This window comes from Stutzerimonas balearica DSM 6083, assembly GCF_000818015.1.
Classification (GTDB): Bacteria; Pseudomonadota; Gammaproteobacteria; order Pseudomonadales; family Pseudomonadaceae; genus Stutzerimonas; species Stutzerimonas balearica.
The window spans coordinates 1,256,911-1,275,186 of the sequence record NZ_CP007511.1; the positions used below are offsets into that span (position 1 = coordinate 1,256,911).

The following is an 18,276-nucleotide window of genomic DNA, read 5'->3' on the forward strand; positions in this document are numbered from 1 at the left end:
CGGCGCTCGGGTTGTGCCGAAGCCCGGCGACCTTGGCGGCCGGGCGATGGCGGGTCAGAGGTCGTAGCTGAAGCCGACGAACAGCGTGCGGCCCATCAGGATGTTGTCGATGGATTGCGCCACGTCGTCACGCTTCTCGTTGGTCAGGTTGTTCATACCGGCGCGCAATGCCAGCTGCGGAGTGGCCTGATAGCGCGCGCCGAGGTTGAGTACATGGAAGGCTGCGCTTTCCACGTTCGGCTCGGCGGCCGAGACGTAGAGCAGCTGGCTGCCGGTGTACTGGTAGTCGAGGTTCATCGCCAGGTCGTTTCGTACCTGCCAGTCGACGCCCAGGTTGGCGACATGCTGCGGGGTGTTGCGCAGTTGCTCGTCGGTGTCGCGGTCTTCGGCGTCGGAGTAGGTGTAGTTGCCGCGCAGGCCGATGCGGTCGCTCAGCGCATAGCGGCCCTGCAGCTCATAGCCCTGGACGCGCGCCTTGCTGACGTTGCTGTAGGTCATCACGCTCGGCCGATAGCCGGCGCGCCAGCTATCGGTGACGATCATGTCCTCGATGTCGTTGTGGAAAAACATGATGCCCGCCTCGATGCGCTCGTTCTGGAACAGCGTGCCGAGCTCGTAGCTGGTGGCGGTCTCGGGCTTGAGGTCCGGATTGCCGACCAGGGTGCACATGCCGCGGCAGGCCAGCACCCCGTAGGACTCGTCGAACTGGTAAATGCTGGGGGCACGGAACGACTTGCCGGCGCCGCCCTTGATCACCCAGTGGTCGGTCAGGTTGTAGACGCCGTAGGCGCGAGGACTGAATTCGCCGCCAAAACTGTCGTGGTCGTCCCAGCGGCCGCCGAGGGTCACGTCGAGCCTGCCGAGCGAGAATTCGTCCTGCAGGTAGACGGCCTTCTGGTCGACCTCGGTCTGTGTGCCCAGATTCTGGTTGTGCTCGAGGGTCGTGCGCCGATATTCGCTGCCCAGGGTCACGAGATGGTCGCCGAGAAAGGCGCTGACCTGGCCGTCGAGCGTGTGGTTGCGCTGCTGCACGTCGCCCTTGACGCCGCGCAGGTTGGTCATGATCGCGGAGTCGTCCATCAGGTCGACGTCCTCGTAGTAGTAGCGCACGCGGGTGTCGAAGCCGTCCCACTTGCCGCTGTGGCCAATGCCCAGGCTCCAGCGCTCCATTTCCTGCACGTTGGTGACGACGCTGCCGTAGTTGTTCCAGTCAGCCTCGCGGTCGTCCTTGCGGTAGGTCAGGTCCAGGTCGACCGTCTGGCGCTCGTCCAGCAGCCAGTTGAGCGACCCGAACAGGCTGCCGTTCTGGCGTTGCTCGGCGGCATCGGTGTTCGGGTTGACCGTCTGCTCGGACAGCCAGGCGGCCTGGTCGGTCTTCTCCACGATCAGGTTACCGCGCAGCCTGTTTTCGATCAGTGCGCCGCTGGTGTAGGCGCTGACGGTATGGCTATCGCCCGATTGCCCCTCGGTCGGGTGTTCATAGGTGTAGGCAAGCCCGGCCTCGGTCCGCTCGGTCGGCTGGCGCAGGATCACGTTGACCACACCGCCCAGCGCGTCAGCGCCGTACAGCGAGGACATCGGCCCCCGGATCACCTCGATGCGCTCGATGGCGGCCATCGGAATCGAGGACAGGTCGAAGTCGTTGGCGTAGTTGGAGGTCAGGGCGTCACGCGAGTTGACCCGCCGGCCATTGACCAGCAGCAGCGTGTAGTCCGAATCCAGGCCGCGCAGGCGAATCTCCTTGCGCCCATAGGTAGACGACGGGTTGATGTGCACGCCCGGCAGGTATTTCACCGCGTCGGCCAGGCTGTACACCGGCAGCTTGTCCAGCTCTTCGCGGGTGACCACGGAAACGCTGGCCGGGGCGCTGAGCTCGCTGTGGGCGGTCTGGGTGGCGGTGATGACTTCGTTCTGCAGCGTTACGGGCCCGTCGGCGAGGGCGAGCATCGGCAGCAGGCCGCCGAGCAGGGTCAGGGACAGGTGCCGGGGGCGGCTGATAGTGCTTACAAAGGGCATTGCATACTCCGTTGCGGTTCGAATGATGCGGATGTAAGGCTCATCAGGTGTGCTGCTGCAGGCTCAGGCCTGGCTTGTCGTTGTAGGGGCGGTTGCTTGCGCCCTGCGGCGCAGTGCGTCGAGCAGCGCCAGGACGCCCGCGCCTGCCGCCAGGCCCGCCAGGGCATTGAGCCCGGCGAGTCGTTCGAAGCCCAGCAGCGCGCCAGTGGCGTCGGTGCCGAGGTAACGGGCCGAGGCCAGGCTGCCGAGCCCGGCCGCGACGTTGGAGACGGTGCCCTGCAGGGCCATGAAGGCAGCCCGCTGGTTGGGTGCGGGTATGCCGGCGAGGATCGTCGTGGTGCTGCTGGTACGCAGCGCGCTGAGCGCCATGAACAGGGCAAAGGTCACGAACAGCGGCAGCGGGGCGAGCAGTACGAAGCCGAGCAGTGTGACCAGCGCCAGCAGGCCACTGCTGGTGAGTGCGACGGCGGCGGCATGGCCACGGTCGATCAGCCCGCCGCCGATACGCATCGAGGCGATGCTGGCCAGCCCGCCGCATAGATACAGCAGCCCGAGCTGGTCGCGGGCGAACCCCAGGTTGAACTCGAAGAAATTGGCAAAGTGCGGCACCAGCAGGAAGTGTCCGGCCATCTGCAGCGCCACCAGGGCCAGCGCACCCAGGCACAGCGGTGTGCGCAGCAGCGGCAGCAGGCTGGCGGCAGCCCGCGGGTGGCGTGGCGGCGAGGGGAACAGCGCGATGCAGGCGACCGCCAATGCCAGGCCCAGGCCGCCGAACAGCAGGAAGGGCATGCGCCAGCCCCACAGGCGGGACAGCTCCAGCGCGGCGGGCGTCACCAGGATCGCCGCCAGGGAGAAGCCCATCGCGACATGGGCGAGCTTGCGGCCGCGCTCGGCTGGCGGGATCAGGTCGAGCATGCTCGCCATGAGCACGGCGCCCATCGGGCCGGCGACCAGACCGGAGAGCACGAACAGCAGGATCAGCTGCCCGGCGCTCGTCACCCCGGCGCAGGCGAGCAGCAGGGCGAAACGCAGTGCCAGCAGCACCACCAGCGCGCGCTTGCGCTCCAGCCGATCAAGCCAGGCTGCGCAGGCGGCCGCGCTCAGCGCCGAGGCCAGGGTAGCGCCGCCAGCGATGTAGCCGATGTGCTCGGCGGCCATGCCCAGTTCGCGGACGAAATCCGGGCCGAGCGGCATCACCATCATCAGGCTGCCGATCGACAGCATGTTGATCAGCATGGCCAGCTGGACGGGCTGGGTAGATCCCGGATTCATCGGCTTCCCTTCGCTCCTTGGAGTGGCGCCGTATGGTAGGGCGAGGTTAATACGATTTCAAATACAAATATTTCGCATTAGCAAATAATCGATATGAGCCGATTGGCCTGGCGGGTCCGGGCGGTACAATGCGCGCCCTTCCTGGCAACGCACCGAGCAGCAGCATGACCCCAACGGCCCTCGAAACCCTGCGCCAGCACCTGGTTGGCGCGCTGGACGCTGCCCCCGACGAGGCCCGGCGCTTGTTTCACGGTCGCGGCCGTTGCTGGCCGGAGCTCGAGCAGATCACCGTGGACTGGCTGCAGGGCATCGTGCTGGTGGTGCTGTATCGCGAGCCCGCCAGCGAACAGCTGCAGGCGTTGCAGGCGATGCTGCTGGCCTTCGCGCAGTCGCCCGAATGGCAGCGCCGCGGCGCCCATACGCTGCTGCTGCAGCACCGCTACCGGCCGGACAGCCCGTGCGACTGGCTCGTCGGTGAGCCGCGCGAGCAGTGGCCGGTGACCGAGCATGGCCTGCGCTATCTGCTCGACCTGGGGCGCAAGCAGAACAGCGGGTTGTTTCTGGACATGCGACTGGGCCGCTGCTGGGTGCGCGAGCATGCGGCGCAGCAGCGCGTGCTCAACCTGTTCGCCTATACCTGCGCCTTCTCGGTTGCGGCGTTGGCCGGTGGCGCGCGGCACGTGGTGAATTTGGACATGGCCAGCGCGGCTCTGGCGCGTGGGCGGGAAAATCACCGGCTCAACGGCCAGGCGCTATCGCAGGTCAGCTTTCTCGCACATGATCTGCTCAAGTCGTGGGGGCGGGTGCGCAAGCTCGGTCCCTACGATCTGGTGATCATCGACCCGCCATCCTTCCAGAAAGGCAGCTTTGCGCTCGGCCGCGACTACGCCAAGGTGCTGCGGCGCCTGCCGGAACTGGTGGCACCACGCGGGCGGGTACTGGCCTGCATCAACGATCCGGAGGTGGCGCCGGGCTTTCTCATCGACTGCATGCAGGCCGAAGCGCCGGCGTTCGAGTTCCAGGAGCGCCTGGCCAATCCGCCGGAGTTTCCGGATATCAGCGCCGACAGCGGGATGAAGGCGCTGGTCTTCTGCCGTCGCGACTGATCAATCCTGCGCGCGGGCGCAGTTCGGCTCGACGGTAAAGGTCTTGCCCGAATCCACCGGGCCGAGCTTTTCCAGTGTGCGGCGACCGAGCAGTACCGGGTAGTTCATGTCGTCGCGGTCGTTCAGCGAGAACTGCTCGTTGAGCAGCTGGTCGCCGATGCACACTTTCATTCGCACAACCGGCCGATCCTCGGTGCCGCCGGCGCCGCGTACGGTCAGCTCGCGCTCGAGCTTGCGCTCGATGCGCGACTTCACCAGCTTGCCCTTCTCGATGTCTTCCAGGTCCATGTCGAAGCGCACCCACTTCTGGCCGTCCTTTTCGAAGTACTCGACATCCTCGGCATGCAGCGAGGACGTCAGCGCGCCAGTGTCGAGCTTGAACTTCACCATGACCTGCTCGGGGTAGACGAGGCCGCGCTCGACCCAGCCCAGGGGCGTGAGCGGTGCAGCCGACAAGGCGGTGCTCTGGCAGGCCAGGGCGAAACCGGCGGCGAAAAACAGGGTTTGGCTCAAGGGGCGTCGTCTGGATGGCATCGATAGTTCGTCTCTTCGGAGTGGAGGGGAAGCGTCAGTGTTGCAGCTCGGCGATCAGCGCCTTCATCTCGGCGATTTCCTCGCGCTGGGTCTTGATGATGCCGTCGGCGAGTTCACGCACGCGCGGGTCGTCGATGTCGGCGCGTTCGCTGGTGAGGATCGCGATCGAGTGGTGCGGGATCATGGCCTTCATCCACGACACCTGGTCGACGGTCGCCTGGCTGCGGACCAGCCCCAGCGAGACGGCGAACACCGCCGCGCTGCCGAGCAGAATGGCGATGTTGAGGTTGCGATTGCGGTACATGCCGCGCATGAACAGCAGCATGACGATCGCCATGGTCGCCCCCATCAGCAGCGCCATGTAGGCGCGCGTCTCGCTGAACAGCACGTGCTCCAGGCGGTAGGTGTTGAGGTACATCAGGCCGAACATCACCAGTGTCGACGTGGCGATCATCGCGCCGAAGCGTAGGTAGGGCTGCATGGTCGTCTCCTGTGCCGTTTGGCTGCACTTGCTTAAGACGACCCCTAAAGCGCGCCGACGTTCGCTGCCCCTGGCGACCGGCGGCGCGATCGCTCAGCGGCCCGAGGCCGGCGGCGTCAGGCCGCAGCCCTTGAGCACGACGTGAACGAGCGTCTCGGTGGCATGGGCGAAATCGGCCTTGGTCATGCGCTTGCCGGTGACGCGGCGGATCTGGTCGGAGAAGTCGGCGTAGTGCTGGGTGCCGGCCCAGATCAGGAAGATCAGGTGCATCGGGTCGATCGCATCCATCTTGCCGGCCGCGATCCAGGCGTCGATCACCGAAGCACGGCCGCGGAACCAGTTGCGATAGTCCTGGTTGAAGTGCTCGGACAGGCATTCGCAGCCGCTGATGACTTCCATGGCGAAGATCTTCGAGGCCTGCGGGTGGCGCCGCGAGAATTCCATCTTCAGGCGGATGTAGCGCGCCAGAGCGGTGGCGGGATCGTCATCGACGGTGAGGTCGTCGAACGCGGTATCCCACAGTTCGAGGATGTGCCGCATCACCTCGATGTAGAGGTTCAGCTTGTTGCTGAAGTAATAGTGCAGGTTGGCCTTCGGCAGGCCGGCGCGCAGGGCGATGGCGTTCATGCTGGTGCCCTTGAATCCGTAGCGGGCGAATTCCTCGGCCGCGGCGGCGAGGATGGTTTCCTCGTTCTGCTGGCGGATGCGGCCGGCGGGTTTGCCGCTCGCAGCGTAGAGCGGCGCGGAAGCGTTGTTGTTGTTCATCGTCCCTCGTCCCAGAGCGCGGGCCCGGCCCGCCGTTGCAGGTTGCCGCAGGCCCGGTGGGCCGCGGCCATTCTCGGCCTGTTCGCCTTGTGGCCGAGCGCGAGGATTCTGCACGGTTTCGCCGCGCCCTGCAGCCGTTACGGTCTGACGCGGCGCCGCAGGGCCGGCGGCGATGGCTGCTAGAAGTGCGCCTTGACGATGAAGTTGGTGACGTTGTTGTCGGTGTTGAAGGCGCTGCTGTCCTCGATGCCGTACTTGTTCGACCAGTAGTCGTACTCGATACCGACGTAGAGCTTGCCCGGGGAATAGTCCAGGGCCTTGCCCAGGTCGTACTTGAGCTGCGGATTGAAGTGGAAGTTCTTCGCCAGGTAATCGCCCTTGGCCTTGGAGCCCGCGTCGTTCACCACCCAGTCGATATAACCGTCGAACAGCAGGTCGGACTTGCCGAGCGGAATGGTCACCGCCCAGGTCGGTGTGAGCTGCCACTGGCCACCGGGCTGGCCGGTGATGCCGTCGGGCTTGCGATAGTAGGTATTCAGCGAGAAGCGGTCGAAGCCGGGAAGCGCCAGGTCCACCGCCGGGCCGAGCAGGTAGTTGCGATTGCGCCCTTCGCCGCGTTCGTAGGTGGCCGACAGCAGGATGTCGGTGACCGGGCCGAAGGACAGGTCGCGCCCACTGAGCTTGCCCAGCGACAGCCGCGGGCTGAATTCACCGTAATAGGTGTGCCCGTCGCTGCCGGAAAGGCCGTTGAACCACTTGTTGTCGACGAACAGGAACACGTCGCCCCAGGTCCAGCCGCTGGCGTGCTCGAAGGTGAGCGTCTGCTGGATCTCGCCGGCATCGACGGCGAAGTTCTTGCCGTACAGGTAGGTCAGGCTGTTGTTCTGCCACAGCAGGGGGCTGGCCATGGCTTGGCTGCCGCCCAGCAGGCCGGCGGCAAGGGTGGCGGTGGCGAGGTATCGATTCATCGGGGCTCCTTTGGCGTGTTGTGCCGCTCTGATAGTTGTCCGAGCGGTCAGGCTTTGGTCTGTTAGCAAGCGCCACGCCAGATCGGTCCCGATGGTCTCGTTGTGCAGTCAACCTGCTGAATCGAAAGGTGAAATTGAGTTCGCTGGAATGCGTGCGCGGGTGCCTTTAGCTGACCGCTTGGTCAGTTTGCTTCAGTTTGGCGCGCCGTGGATGGTGCCTGCACGCTGATATCGCAGCAGCAGGCCCTTGCGGCGCCGCGCCGGTGTCGAGGCGGGGCGGGCGCAAGTGCTTCGCCACCGGGTTGGCAGAAACGAAACTGCCGGCACGAGGCCGGCAGTTCGTCTGGGGAGATGCGATCAGTTCTGGGTGACGATCGCCAGGTTGTTGGTGCCGTTCTGGTTGATGTAGGCGCTGTTGCCGTAGCCGCTCTGCATGGCGATGGCATCGTTGCCGTGGCCAGCCTGGACGACATTGGCCAGATGGCTTTCGCCGTTCTGGGTCACGTTTGCGTCGTTCCATACGCCGTTCTGGTACACGCGCGCCAGGTTCAGTTCGCCATCCTGAGCGATGTCCACGTCGTTGCCATGGCCCAGGCTGTGGCCCTCGATGCGGTTGTCGCTGCCTTCCTGGGTCGCCACCAGGTCGTTGTGGCCGCCGTCCTGCAGGAAGTTCAGGCTGTTGGCCTTGCCGCGCTGCTCGACGTCGGCCTCGTTGCTGTGGCCGTCCTGAACCAGGTTCGCGTACTGGTTGCGACCGTTCTGATAGACATCGGCCTCGTTGTCCTCGCCGCTCTGGTTGGTGTAGGCGGTGTTATTGCCGCCGAACCAGCCGTTGGTCTGCACGATGCTGCTGTCGTTGCCGGTGCCGGACTGATTGATGAAGGCGTTCTGGTCGTTGCCGCTCTGGTCGACGCGCGCGACGTTCTCGTCACCGATGGAGCTGACGTAGGCTTCCTGGCGGGCGCCGGTCTGCAGGACTTCGGCGTCGTTGAGGTTGCCCAGTTGCTCGACTTCAGCGGTCGAGTAGCGGCTGCCGGCCTGCTGCACGTAGGCGGTGTTCATGTCGCCATCCTGGAACACCGAGGCGCGGTCATCCCAGCTCAGCGTCTGGACGACCTGCGAGTCGTTCCAGGCGCCATTCTGCTCCTGCCGGGTTTCGCTGCCCTGGGCCGCGGTCTGCGAGCTGAAGGCGTCATTGCCGATGCCATGCTGGTCGATGTTGGCGCGGGTGAACGCGGTCGCCGTCTGGTCGATGCGCGAGTCGTTGAATTTGCCGTTCTGATCGCTGGTGGCAACGCTGCCCAGGTCAGCGCTCTGCCGGGTGTTGGCCAGGTTGTGGCTACCCGATTGCTTCTGATCCGCCAGGCTGCCGGTGCTGAATGCCTGGTCGACATTGGCCTCGTTGCCGTGGCCGGTCTGGAATTGCACCGAGCTGGTGCCGAGGGTGTGCGTCTGGCTGGCGGTGGCCTCGTTGAAGTTGGCCAGCTGAGTCTGGCTGGCGCTCGAGCCGGTGGAGTCGGTCTGCTCGATCAGCGCGTCGTTGGCATAGCCGGACTGGTTCTGGCGGGCCATGTTGCCGAAGCCGCCGTCCTGCATCACCTCGGCGACGTTGTCGATCCCGAGCTGGTTCTGCTCGGAGGTGTTGCCCGCCGCCAGGGCCTGGGTTGCGGCGAGGGCCAGCATGGCTGCAACGAGGGGTTTGATCTTGAACATTGTTATCTCTCCATGGATTGAGGTGCTGCGGTACTTCCCTATCAGCGGTACTGGCGAACCATTACCGTCAGACCCGAGCCGCGCTGGTCGACACTGGCGCCGTGACCCGAACCGAACTGTTCGATCTGCGCCTGGTTGCCGTTGCCCCGTTGCGAGACGTGCGCGGTGTTGTCGGAACCGAACTGGTCGATTTCCGCGTTGTTGAAGCTGCCGGCCTGGGAGACCCAGGCGCTGTTGCCGTGGCCGAGCTGGTCGACGGACGCCGTGTTGGCGTAGCCGCTCTGCAGGATGTAGGCCTCCAGGTCCGAGCCGCGCTGGGCGATCTCGGCGAGCAGTTCGCTGCCGCGCTGATCGACCATGGCCAAGGCGGCGCCCGGCTGGCTGGCGGAGGTGTGGCGGCTGCCGGCCAGTTCGCTGGGGGCCAGATCCAGATCGGCGGCGAACACTGCCTGGCAGGTGGCGAAGCCTGCGGCCAGCAACGCGGGCAGCAGGAGGCGTTGGGCAATCCCTTGCGCGGTTTTCATGAGGCATCCCTGGCAAAAACCTGATGTGGTTAATCCTTGACCGGGGGCGCCAATCGGAAAATCCATCCAATGATTGAAAATGCATGCCGAAAGACGCTTTGCCGGGCCCGGCCGAAACGACAGAAGGCGGCCTGCGAACCGGACGATGAGGTCCGGTCGCAGCCGCCTTCCGAAAAATCCCCGAGGGGGATGGGGTTTCGCGAGATGCCTGTTGCAGCCGGGGTCGCGGTCGGGGCTGGCGGCGCCGACCGCTGCGCTCAGATGGCCGCCGGTTTGCCCAGGTACTTGGCCAGGGCCGGGTGCTCGGTGCTGCTGCCGTCGGCGGTCTGCCACAGCCTGCGGTCGACGCCCTGGGCAATCAGGTGGGCGACGGCCGACTCGATCGCCGAGAGCACGCACAGCTGTGCGGGCTCGTTGGTGGTGTAGCCGGCTTCGGCCTCGAGCAGCTCCTTGAACTCGATGAACTTGTAGACGTTGGCGCTACGCCCGACCGAGAAGATCGTCTTGGTGGTCATCACGTTGGACAGCACGCGGCCGCTGCGCACGTCCACTGCCCGCAGGTTGACCGTCACCTGGTCGACCCGGTACTCCTGCGAGACGCCGATCCCAAGGTAGCGCGCGCCCGCGCCGCCGCTGCGCACGTTGGTCTCGTAGGCGACGATGGCGCCCTCCATGATGATGTTCGCCGCCAGCAAGGACGGCAGCTCGGCCTGGATGTTGGGGGCCACGTCCGGCTTGGCCTGCGAGGCGCGAATGATCTTGCGCTCGGTCAGCACGTTCTGCAGGCCTTCGCGCTCGAGCACGACGAACCAGCCGCTGGCCTGCATGGCATCGACCAGCATGCTCGCCGCCCCCTGGGTCACGGCGGTGGAGAACGAACTTGCCGGGTTCGGCTTGTACTGGCCGGTCTGGTCACGGAAACCGTAGACCGCGGCAACCAGCGGCCCTTTCGGGCGCGGCAGGGCGAGCAGATCCTGATAGGTCGAGGTGCGTGGTGTGAGGGTTGGTGCCTGGGCGTCGGCCGGCATCGGCTCGCGTACCGAGCACCCCTGAAGTAGCGCCATCATCCCGATGGCAATGAACAGGCTTCTCATGGCCTTTGGCTCTCCGTGCGCGTTAGCGATAGTCGCTGTAACCGTCGACGATGATCTCGGAGATCTCTCCGGTCAGCTTGTCGGTGATGTTCACCGTCAGGTTGCCCAGGTCGTCGTTGACGATGTGGATGATGAAGTCGTCGGTGGTCAGCACGCCTTCCTTGCCCTGCTCGATATTGCTCAGCATCTGCGACAGCAGGCGCGACTCCAACTGGCTGGTGAAGCGATCCAGCGCGCTGCCGGACAGCGCCGAGCGGTCGATCGCGTCGGGGTCCTTGTGGTCGTCCTGTGCCTGGGCGTTGCCCAGCAGCCAGGCCCCGTTGAGCGGGCTGCCGCCGAACGAGGGGTTGACCGGGGTGTACACCAGTTCCGTGGCGCTTGCGCCGTTGGCCAGCAGCAGACCGGCAAGCAGGGTGCCGGCAAGTGGGATGTGCCGTTTCATAACTCGTCCTTGGCTAGGTCAATGTTGTCGTCGAACAGCGCTTCGATCTTTCGGCGGTTGATTTCCTCGAGGACGAAATCCGCCGCGGCATAGGCCGTCGCTTCCATGTCCGCCACGTTGGGCTGCAGGAAGCGGCGGTACAACGTCTGGTTCTCGTGCTCGACCCAGATCAGCACGCCCCAGCGCGCCGAGGGGCGTTCCTTGACCGCCAGGTTGAAGTCCATCCGGCTGGTGTCGTTCAGTCGTTCGCAGAACTTGACGTAGAACTCCTGGCCCGAGCGGGTGATGGTGCCGTTGGTGATCAGCCCCTGGAGCTCGGCCTCGTCGGCCTGGGCACCGAGCGCGCCGAGCAGCGTCAGCAGCAGGAGCAGGCGTTTCACAGGCTTGGCTCGCAGACGTAGGCCAGCACCATCGAGGCGCCCTGGGCGCGATTGCTGGCACCGAGCTTGCGCAGGGCGTTGTGGATATGGCTCTTGATGGTGTGGGTGCTCAGGTGCAGCGAGCGGCCGATCTCGGCATTCGACAGCCCCTTGCCGGCCAGCGCGAGGATCTGCTTCTCACGCACCGTCAGCTGGTCGATGCCCTGGCTGATCGGGGTCAGCTGGCGATAGCGCGACACCAGGCGCTCGGTGAGCCCGCGCGGCAGCCAGTCGTTGCCGCCGAGCAGCTTGTGAATGCCGACCGTGAAGCCCTGTCGCGAGGTGCCCCGGTAGAACACGCCGCGCACCCAGGGGTGGGCCTCGACCAGCGTTTCGGCCTGCTCCGGCGCGGCGTTGACCAGCGCCAGCGGCGTGTACTCGGCGCGGCGCAACAGGCGCATCGCCTCGTCCGGTGTGTAGCTGGCCGGATCGAGCAGCACCAGGTCGCAGCGCAACTGGTCGGCGCGTGGCGAGGTGCAGCGCTGCAGTCGATGATCGAGGGTGCCCTGGAGGTGCTGACGCATGGCGCTTTCCAGCAGTTCGCTACCCGAAAGCAGAAGCAGACGTGGGCAGGCCGGCATGGCCGCCGGGAAGGCGTTGGAGTCGTTCATTCGCATGTCCCTTGTCGAATCGGACGATCGATTGTTTGCACCTCCGGTCCGCTGGAGGTGGCTCATTGACATTACGAAATGCAGCTTAGTTCACGGCTGTGACAATAAATCAGCTTTTTCATGTCTGTTCGTCAGTTTTCCGACGAGCGTGATGGCCGGTCAATCAATCCAAGGATTGATTCGCCCGTACCGCAGTGAGCTGCTGCTAGTCTCTGCAGTCGGTTCGTTCAAGGAGGCGCAGCCATGTCTGACCCGGTGTTCTGGGGCGTGTTCTTCTCCGCGGCGCTGGCGCTGAACCTGTCGCCCGGGCCCGATCTGCTCTACGTGCTCTCGCGCACCCTCACCGGTGGCCGTCGACTGGGCATGGTCAGTGCCCTGGGCGTGTGCAGCGGGGCGATGGTCCATGTGTCTGCCGCTGCCTTTGGCCTGTCGGCGATCCTGGCGACCTCGGCGCTGGCGTTCTCGGTGGTCAAGTATCTCGGCGCGGCCTATCTCATCTATCTGGGCGTCCAGGCGTTGCGCTCGGCGGGCAAAGGCATCACGCGCCTGCCCGAGACACGGGGCGCCAGCAGCGCCTGGCAGGCCTATCGCCAGGGCGTGCTGGTGGATCTGCTGAATCCGAAGGCGGCAATCTTCTTCATGGCCTTTCTGCCGCAGTTCGTGCGGCCCGGCCATGGCACGACCGCGCTGCAGCTGTTCTGGCTGGGTTTTCTGGTGGTCGTGGTGGCGATCGTCGTCGAGGGCTCGCTGGTCGTGCTGGCCGCGCGGGCCAGCCGCCTGCTGCGCGGCCAGCAGCGCGTGGCGGCCTGGCTCGATCGGCTGCTCGGTTCGGTGCTCGTGGGGCTCGGCGTACGCCTGGGCCTGAGCGAGCGCATCTGAGGTCAAACAGAGGAAAGAGCATGTCCTGCAATGGTTCCGCAACACCGGCGATGCTCGCTTCACCCTGGCCGTTCGGCCGGGAGGGGCAGGCATGACGCGCCCGTTCTGTCTTCTCGACGGCACTCCGGTGTCGCCGGTTGGCCAGGGCACCTGGCATATGGGGGAGGTGCGCGCCGAGCGCGATCGCGAGGTCGCCGCGCTGAAGCTCGGCATCGAGCTGGGCATGACGCTGATCGATACCGCCGAAATGTATGGCGAAGGCGGTGCCGAGACGGTGGTCGGCGAAGCGATTCGCGACCGTCGTGAACGCGTCTATCTGGTCAGCAAGGTTTATCCGCACAACGCCGGCCGCCGCGGTGCCATCGAGGCCTGCGAGCGTAGCCTGCGGCGGCTGGGCACCGATTGCATCGACCTCTATCTGCTGCACTGGCGCGGCGGCTACCCGCTGGCCGAAACCGTGGAAGCCTTCGAACAGCTGCGTGCGACCGGGCGCATCCGCGCCTGGGGCGTGTCCAACTTCGACGTCGAGGATCTGCTGGAACTGCCACACGACAGCCGGTGCGCTACCAACCAGGTTCTTTACAACCCGGCCGAGCGCGGTATCGAGTTCGACCTGTTGCCCTGGTGCCAGGCACACGATATGCCGGTCATGGCCTACTGCCCACTCGGCCAGGGCGGTGCCTTGCTGCGCAATCCGGCGATCGTGGCCGTCGCCCGGCGCCTGGGTGCGCAACCGGCGCAGGTCGCGCTGGCCTGGGCGCTGCGTCAGCCGGGCGTGCTGGTGATTCCCAAGGCCAGCGATCCGCAGCATGTGCGCGCCAATGCCCACGCGGCGCGCCTGCAGTTGAGCGATGAGGATCTGGCCACGATCGACGCCGCGTTCGCCGCGCCGCAGCGCAAGGTGCCGCTGCAAATGGTCTGAGAGCGACGGGCGGCGTGAGTGTTTGCCGGTGCCGGGTGGTCAGCCTAAGACCAATCAACGGCAGGAGGAACACGCATGACGTCCCCTTCACTCGACGGCACCGTGGTGGTGATCACCGGCGCCTCCAGCGGCATCGGCCGCGCCGCGGCCCAGGCTTTCGCCCGGCAGGGCGCGCGCGTTGTCCTGGCGGCGCGCGACCGCCAGGCCCTGGAGGAAGTCGCCGCTGAATGCCGTGGCGAAGGTGCCGACGCCCTGGTGGTGCCGACCGACGTTGGCGTCGCCGACGAGGTCGAGCGGCTGGCCACGGCCGCGGCGGAGTTCGGCCATGGGCGCATCGACGTCTGGATCAACAACGCTGGTATCGGTGCCGTCGGCGCCTTCGACGAAACGCCGCTGGAGGCACACGAGCAAGTGGTGCAGACCGATCTGCTCGGCTACCTGCGCGGCGCGCATGCGGTGCTGCCCTACTTCAAGCAGCAGAGTGGCGGGGTGCTGATCAATACGCTTTCGGTGGGCAGTTGGGTCGCGCAGCCCTACGCGGTGGCCTATTCGGCGAGCAAGTTCGGCCTGCGCGGCCTGACCCAGGCACTGCGCGGCGAGCTGGTGCAGTGGCCAGGCATTCATGTCTGCGACATCTATCCGGGCGTGGTCGACACGCCAGGCTTTCGTGATGGCGGCAACTACACCGGGCGCGCCCTGGTGCCGCCGCCGCCGCGCTACGATCCGCGGCGTGTCGCCGAAGCCATGGTTCGGCGCGCCTTGCACCCGCGTGACACCACGCCGGTGGGGGCCACTGCCAGCCTGCTGCGGCTCGCTCACGCGTTGACTCCGGGCTTCGATCGCCTGAACGGCTTGCTTACCGGGATGGCGCTGCGGCGGGCGAATCAGGCTGCGCGCTCATCCGGCAATCTGTTCGATCCACCGGGCGGGGATCGGCGCATCGATGGCGGCTGGCGGACGGCCGAAGGGCCCGACAAACGCCTGCTGTTGGCAGGCGGCCTGCTGTTCGGCGTGGTCGGGGCGCTGCTGCTGCGCAGGCGACGCTGAGCTCAGCGCGCGCGTGTGGCGGCGCTCACACCCTCGAGGGTGGCGAACGACGTGTCCTTGGCGGTCAACAGGAAGTCGCGCATGAACGGCGAATCGAGCATGTCGGCGCGGATTGCCGCGTACAGCGTGGCGAACAGGCCGCGCTCGCCCAGCCGCTTGGCGGTGACGTAGCCGCGCGCGCTGTACTCGTGCAGCGCCCAGTTGGGAACGCAGCACACGCCGCGCCCCGAGGCCACCAGCTGCATCATCATCACGGTCAGCTCGGAGGTGCGGACCTGCGCCGGTTCGACGTCGGCCGGTTCGAGGAAGCGCGTGAAGATGTCCAGCCGGTCACGTTCGACCGGGTAGGTGATCAGCGTTTCGTTGGCCAGGTCCTGCGGCTGGACATAGGCGCGGCTGGCGAGCGGGTGCTGGTTGGCCACCGCCAGCAGGGCTTCGTAGGTGAACAACGGCACGTAGGTGATGCCCGGCAGGTCGACCGGATCGGAGGTGACCACCAGATCCAGGTCGCCGCGTGCCAGCGCCGGCAGCGGCGCGAAGGAAAAGCCCGAGGCCAGGTCCAACTCGACTTCCGGCCAGGCGTCGCGGAACTGGTCGATGGTGGGCATCAGCCACTGGAAACAGCTGTGGCATTCGATCGCCATGTGCAGGCGCCCGGCCGTTCCGCCGGCCAGTCGCGCGAGGTCACGCTCGGCGCCACGCAACTGGGGCAACAGTGAGTCGGCCAGCTGCAGCAGGCGCAGACCGGCACTGGTGAAGCGCACCGGGCGGGTCTTGCGCACGAACAGTTGCAGGCCGAGCCGTTCCTCGAGCTCCTTGAACTGATGGCTCAGGGCTGACTGCGTCAGGTGTAGCCGCTCGGCAGCCTCGACCAGGCTGTCGGTTTCGCGCAGCGCATGAAGCGTTCTCAGGTGACGGATCTCGAGCATAAAGCCTGTCCTTGCTATGCGAGCGAGGCTGCACGCGGTTCTCGGGCCGTCGCGCGGCGCGCGCCTTCATGAATAGAGCTCAACGGGGCTGAAAGTGTGTCGCAGCCTCGGGGCGCTGTCGAGCGCCGCCAGCGTCATGAATGGAATCGAAGTTCATGTTTAGTAAGTTGAGTTTGTTTCAGTTTGGCAGGCGGCCGAGAATTTGCGCATTCATCTGGACGGAATTGGAGTTGGTCATGGTTGTTGCGCATTCCCTCGGCTTTCCTCGCATCGGCAAGGATCGGGAACTGAAAAAAGCTTTGGAAAGCTATTGGAAGGGCGAGCTGGACGAGGCGGGGCTACAGGCGGTGGGTCGCGAGCTGCGCGCCGCACACTGGCAGCTGCAGGCCGAAGCGGGGCTCGATCTGCTGCCGGTCGGCGACTTCGCCTGGTACGACGGCGTGCTGGCCCATTCGCTGATGTTTGGTGTGATCCCCGAGCGCTTCCGCCCGGCCAGTGGCAAGCCAGGCCTGGATACGCTGTTCGCCATGGCCCGGGGCGTTTCCAAGAGCTGCTGCGGGGGTGGCGCGCAAGCACAGGAAATGACCAAGTGGTTCGATACCAACTATCACTACCTGGTGCCCGAGTTCACCGCCGAGCAGCAGTTCGAGCTGTCCTGGGAGCAGCTGTTCGAGGAAGTGGACGAGGCGCTTGCGCTCGGGCATCGGGTCAAGCCGGTGGTCATCGGCCCGCTGACCTATCTGTGGCTGGGCAAGGTACGGGGTGGCGAGGCCTTCGATCGGCTCGAGCTGCTCGAGCGCCTGCTGCCACTGTATGGCCAGCTGTTCGAGCGTCTGGCCGGACAGGGCGTGGAGTGGGTGCAGATCGACGAGCCGATCCTCGCCCTCGACCTGCCGCAGGCCTGGAAGAACGCCTTCGAGCGCGGTTACAACCTGCTGCAGCGGGCGCCGCTGAAGAAACTCGTGGCGACCTATTTCGGTGGTCTGGAAGACAATCTCGGTCTCGCCGCGGGGCTGCCGGTCGACGGGCTGCACATCGACCTGGTCAGAGCGCCGGAACAGTTCCCGCTGATTCTCGACTGGCTGCCGGCCTACAAGGTGCTCTCGCTTGGCGTGGTCAACGGGCGCAACGTCTGGGCCTGCGATCTGGAGCGCACCCTCGCGCTGCTGCGCGAGGCGCATGCCCGGCTGGGCGAGCGCCTGTGGGTAGCGCCGTCGTGCTCGCTGCTGCACAGCCCGGTAGACCTGGCGCGTGAGCAGCATCTGGACGAGGAGCTGCGCAGCTGGCTCGCCTTTGCCGTACAGAAGTGCGAGGAGGTGGCGGTGCTCAAGCAGGCGTTGCTGCAGCCCGACGCTGCCGTGGTGCAGGCGGCCCTGGACCGCAGCCGCCGCGTGCAGGCCAGCCGTGCGGCGTCCAGCCGGATCCATCGCCCGGATGTGCAGGCGCGCCTGCAGGCGATCCAGCCCAGCGACTACCGTCGTGCGTCGGCATTCGCCAGCCGTATCGAGCAGCAGCGCGAGCAGCTGAAGCTGCCGCCGTTCCCCACCACCACGATCGGTTCGTTCCCGCAGACTGCGGCGATTCGCCTGGCACGCCAGGCCTACCGGCAGGGCAAGCTCTCGGCCGGTGATTACACCGAGGCCATGCAAACCGAGATCCGCCATGCCGTCAGCATTCAGGAACAGCTGGGGCTGGATGTGCTGGTGCACGGCGAGGCCGAACGCAACGACATGGTCGAGTACTTCGCCGAGCAGCTCGAAGGCTATGCCTTCACCCGCTTCGGCTGGGTGCAGAGCTACGGCTCGCGCTGCGTCAAGCCGGCGATCATCTACGGTGACCTGAGCCGCCCGGCGCCGATGACGGTGGACTGGATCCGCTACGCCCAGCAGCAGACCAGCAAGGTCATGAAGGGCATGCTGACCGGCCCGGTGACCATGCTGATGTGGTCGTTCCCGCGCGAGGATGTCAGCCGCGAAGTGCAGGCCCGACAACTGGCGCTGGCGATCCGTGACGAGGTCTGCGACCTGGAAGCGGCGGGCATTCGTATCGTGCAGATCGACGAAGCGGCGTTCCGCGAAGGTCTGCCGCTGCGCCGGGCGCAATGGCAGGGCTACCTGGACTGGGCGGTGAATGCCTTCCGCCTCTGCTCCAGCGGGGTAGGCGACCGCACGCAGATTCACACGCACATGTGCTATAGCGAGTTCAACGACGTGATCGAGTCGATCGCCGCGATGGATGCCGACGTGATCACCATCGAGACTTCACGCTCGCAGATGGAGCTGCTTGAAGCGTTTCGCGCCTTCGACTACCCCAACGACATCGGCCCGGGCGTCTACGACATCCATTCGCCGCGCGTCCCGGACGTTGGCGAGATGGTCGCCCTGCTGGAGAAGGCGGCCGAGCGGATTCCTGCCGAGCGGCTGTGGGTCAATCCCGACTGCGGGCTGAAGACGCGCGGCTGGCCGGAAACCGAAGCGGCGCTGGTCAACATGGTCGCCGCAGCGCGTCAGCTGCGCGGGCGGCTGGCCGGCGCGGCGGCCTGAAACGCGCCGCG

The 18,276-nt window shown here is 66.1% G+C and carries 18 protein-coding genes; 5 read left to right on the forward strand and 13 right to left on the reverse strand.

Annotated features, from left to right (window positions below; translation table 11 throughout):
- Positions 1-54 precede the first annotated feature (54 nt).
- Together CL52_RS05650 and CL52_RS05655 are read right to left on the reverse strand one after the other, a co-directional pair.
- The gene (locus CL52_RS05650) at positions 55-2,016 is read right to left on the reverse strand and encodes a TonB-dependent receptor plug domain-containing protein (protein WP_043219037.1); all 1,962 of its coding nucleotides are present in this window, start codon (positions 2,014-2,016) and stop codon (positions 55-57) included.
- 63 nt (positions 2,017-2,079) lie between these two features.
- Positions 2,080-3,288 carry an MFS transporter gene (locus tag CL52_RS05655; protein ID WP_043219039.1) on the reverse strand — a complete coding sequence of 403 codons (1,209 nt, stop codon included), beginning with the start codon at positions 3,286-3,288 and terminating at the stop codon, positions 2,080-2,082.
- A gap of 164 nt (positions 3,289-3,452) precedes the next feature.
- Between CL52_RS05655 and CL52_RS05660 the strand changes: the two genes are divergently transcribed.
- Positions 3,453-4,394: a class I SAM-dependent methyltransferase gene (locus CL52_RS05660; RefSeq protein ID WP_043219040.1), complete on the forward strand. Its 942-nt coding sequence runs from the start codon at positions 3,453-3,455 to the stop codon at positions 4,392-4,394.
- On the opposite strand, the gene rloA3 is transcribed toward CL52_RS05660, so the two are convergent.
- The 10 genes from rloA3 to CL52_RS05710 form a co-directional block, all read right to left on the reverse strand.
- Positions 4,395-4,907, reverse strand: a complete 513-nt coding sequence (gene rloA3 / locus CL52_RS05665; protein ID WP_234292955.1) for a retropepsin-like aspartic peptidase RloA3 — start codon at positions 4,905-4,907, stop codon at positions 4,395-4,397.
- Between the two features lie 55 nt (positions 4,908-4,962).
- The gene (locus CL52_RS05670; RefSeq protein WP_041107274.1) at positions 4,963-5,409 is read right to left on the reverse strand and encodes a DUF305 domain-containing protein; all 447 of its coding nucleotides are present in this window, start codon (positions 5,407-5,409) and stop codon (positions 4,963-4,965) included.
- A gap of 93 nt (positions 5,410-5,502) precedes the next feature.
- Positions 5,503-6,174 carry a TetR/AcrR family transcriptional regulator gene (locus CL52_RS05675; protein WP_043219043.1) on the reverse strand — a complete coding sequence of 224 codons (672 nt, stop codon included), beginning with the start codon at positions 6,172-6,174 and terminating at the stop codon, positions 5,503-5,505.
- A gap of 179 nt (positions 6,175-6,353) precedes the next feature.
- Entirely contained in the window at positions 6,354-7,142 is a 789-nt protein-coding gene (locus CL52_RS05680) for an outer membrane protein OmpK (RefSeq protein WP_043219044.1), read from the reverse strand.
- Between the two features lie 357 nt (positions 7,143-7,499).
- The gene (locus tag CL52_RS05685; protein WP_043219045.1) at positions 7,500-8,855 is read right to left on the reverse strand and encodes a hypothetical protein; all 1,356 of its coding nucleotides are present in this window, start codon (positions 8,853-8,855) and stop codon (positions 7,500-7,502) included.
- Between the two features lie 41 nt (positions 8,856-8,896).
- Positions 8,897-9,379, reverse strand: coding sequence for a hypothetical protein (locus tag CL52_RS05690; RefSeq protein WP_041107266.1), 483 nt, complete (start codon positions 9,377-9,379; stop codon positions 8,897-8,899).
- A 257-nt stretch (positions 9,380-9,636) separates the two neighbouring features.
- Entirely contained in the window at positions 9,637-10,473 is an 837-nt protein-coding gene (locus tag CL52_RS05695) for a CsgG/HfaB family protein (RefSeq protein WP_043219047.1), read from the reverse strand.
- Positions 10,474-10,495: 22 nt separating this feature from the next.
- Complete coding sequence (locus CL52_RS05700; protein ID WP_041107262.1) at positions 10,496-10,915, reverse strand: curli assembly protein CsgF; 420 nt, start codon at positions 10,913-10,915, stop codon at positions 10,496-10,498.
- The gene (gene csgE / locus CL52_RS05705) at positions 10,912-11,295 is read right to left on the reverse strand and encodes a curli production assembly/transport protein CsgE (RefSeq protein ID WP_041107260.1); all 384 of its coding nucleotides are present in this window, start codon (positions 11,293-11,295) and stop codon (positions 10,912-10,914) included. The genes CL52_RS05700 and csgE overlap by 4 nt, the downstream gene beginning before the upstream one ends.
- Complete coding sequence (locus CL52_RS05710) at positions 11,292-11,945, reverse strand: helix-turn-helix transcriptional regulator (RefSeq protein WP_043219048.1); 654 nt, start codon at positions 11,943-11,945, stop codon at positions 11,292-11,294. Before CL52_RS05710 ends, csgE begins: the two co-directional genes overlap by 4 nt.
- Before the next feature lie 243 nt (positions 11,946-12,188).
- On the opposite strand from CL52_RS05710, the gene CL52_RS05715 reads away from it, so the two are divergent.
- The 3 genes from CL52_RS05715 to CL52_RS05725 all read left to right on the forward strand — a co-directional run bounded on the left by CL52_RS05715 (position 12,189) and on the right by CL52_RS05725 (position 14,793).
- Entirely contained in the window at positions 12,189-12,824 is a 636-nt protein-coding gene (locus tag CL52_RS05715) for a LysE family translocator (RefSeq protein WP_043219049.1), read from the forward strand.
- A gap of 91 nt (positions 12,825-12,915) precedes the next feature.
- Positions 12,916-13,746 (forward strand): aldo/keto reductase, encoded by an 831-nt coding sequence (locus CL52_RS05720; RefSeq protein WP_043219050.1) that lies wholly within the window; start codon positions 12,916-12,918, stop codon positions 13,744-13,746.
- 75 nt (positions 13,747-13,821) lie between these two features.
- Positions 13,822-14,793 (forward strand): SDR family oxidoreductase, encoded by a 972-nt coding sequence (locus CL52_RS05725; RefSeq protein ID WP_041107253.1) that lies wholly within the window; start codon positions 13,822-13,824, stop codon positions 14,791-14,793.
- A gap of 2 nt (positions 14,794-14,795) precedes the next feature.
- Here the strand turns inward: CL52_RS05725 and metR are convergent, their stop codons facing one another.
- On the reverse strand, positions 14,796-15,722 hold the full coding sequence (gene metR / locus CL52_RS05730; protein WP_043219052.1) for a transcriptional regulator MetR: 927 nt from the start codon (positions 15,720-15,722) through the stop codon (positions 14,796-14,798).
- A gap of 236 nt (positions 15,723-15,958) precedes the next feature.
- Here metR and metE point away from each other — a divergent pair, with 236 nt between their 5' ends.
- Positions 15,959-18,265 carry a 5-methyltetrahydropteroyltriglutamate--homocysteine S-methyltransferase gene (gene metE / locus CL52_RS05735; protein ID WP_043219053.1) on the forward strand — a complete coding sequence of 769 codons (2,307 nt, stop codon included), beginning with the start codon at positions 15,959-15,961 and terminating at the stop codon, positions 18,263-18,265.
- Positions 18,266-18,276 lie beyond the last annotated feature (11 nt).

Bases quoted from the DNA above. Each gene is read 5' to 3' on its own strand.
- CL52_RS05695 (WP_043219047.1), bottom strand. From the start codon at position 10,473: ATGAGAAGCCTGTTCATTGCCATCGGGATGATGGCGCTACTTCAGGGG.
- CL52_RS05685 (WP_043219045.1), bottom strand. From the start codon at position 8,855: ATGTTCAAGATCAAACCCCTCGTTGCAGCCATGCTGGCCCTCGCCGCA.
- CL52_RS05710 (WP_043219048.1), bottom strand. From the start codon at position 11,945: ATGAACGACTCCAACGCCTTCCCGGCGGCCATGCCGGCCTGCCCACGT.
- CL52_RS05655 (WP_043219039.1), bottom strand. From the start codon at position 3,288: ATGAATCCGGGATCTACCCAGCCCGTCCAGCTGGCCATGCTGATCAAC.
- CL52_RS05660 (WP_043219040.1), top strand. From the start codon at position 3,453: ATGACCCCAACGGCCCTCGAAACCCTGCGCCAGCACCTGGTTGGCGCG.
- CL52_RS05690 (WP_041107266.1), bottom strand. From the start codon at position 9,379: ATGAAAACCGCGCAAGGGATTGCCCAACGCCTCCTGCTGCCCGCGTTG.
- CL52_RS05670 (WP_041107274.1), bottom strand. From the start codon at position 5,409: ATGCAGCCCTACCTACGCTTCGGCGCGATGATCGCCACGTCGACACTG.
- CL52_RS05725 (WP_041107253.1), top strand. From the start codon at position 13,822: ATGACGTCCCCTTCACTCGACGGCACCGTGGTGGTGATCACCGGCGCC.
- metE (WP_043219053.1), top strand. From the start codon at position 15,959: ATGGTTGTTGCGCATTCCCTCGGCTTTCCTCGCATCGGCAAGGATCGG.
- metR (WP_043219052.1), bottom strand. From the start codon at position 15,722: ATGCTCGAGATCCGTCACCTGAGAACGCTTCATGCGCTGCGCGAAACC.
- CL52_RS05700 (WP_041107262.1), bottom strand. From the start codon at position 10,915: ATGAAACGGCACATCCCACTTGCCGGCACCCTGCTTGCCGGTCTGCTG.
- CL52_RS05680 (WP_043219044.1), bottom strand. From the start codon at position 7,142: ATGAATCGATACCTCGCCACCGCCACCCTTGCCGCCGGCCTGCTGGGC.
- CL52_RS05675 (WP_043219043.1), bottom strand. From the start codon at position 6,174: ATGAACAACAACAACGCTTCCGCGCCGCTCTACGCTGCGAGCGGCAAA.
- CL52_RS05720 (WP_043219050.1), top strand. From the start codon at position 12,916: ATGACGCGCCCGTTCTGTCTTCTCGACGGCACTCCGGTGTCGCCGGTT.
- CL52_RS05650 (WP_043219037.1), bottom strand. From the start codon at position 2,016: ATGCCCTTTGTAAGCACTATCAGCCGCCCCCGGCACCTGTCCCTGACC.
- CL52_RS05715 (WP_043219049.1), top strand. From the start codon at position 12,189: ATGTCTGACCCGGTGTTCTGGGGCGTGTTCTTCTCCGCGGCGCTGGCG.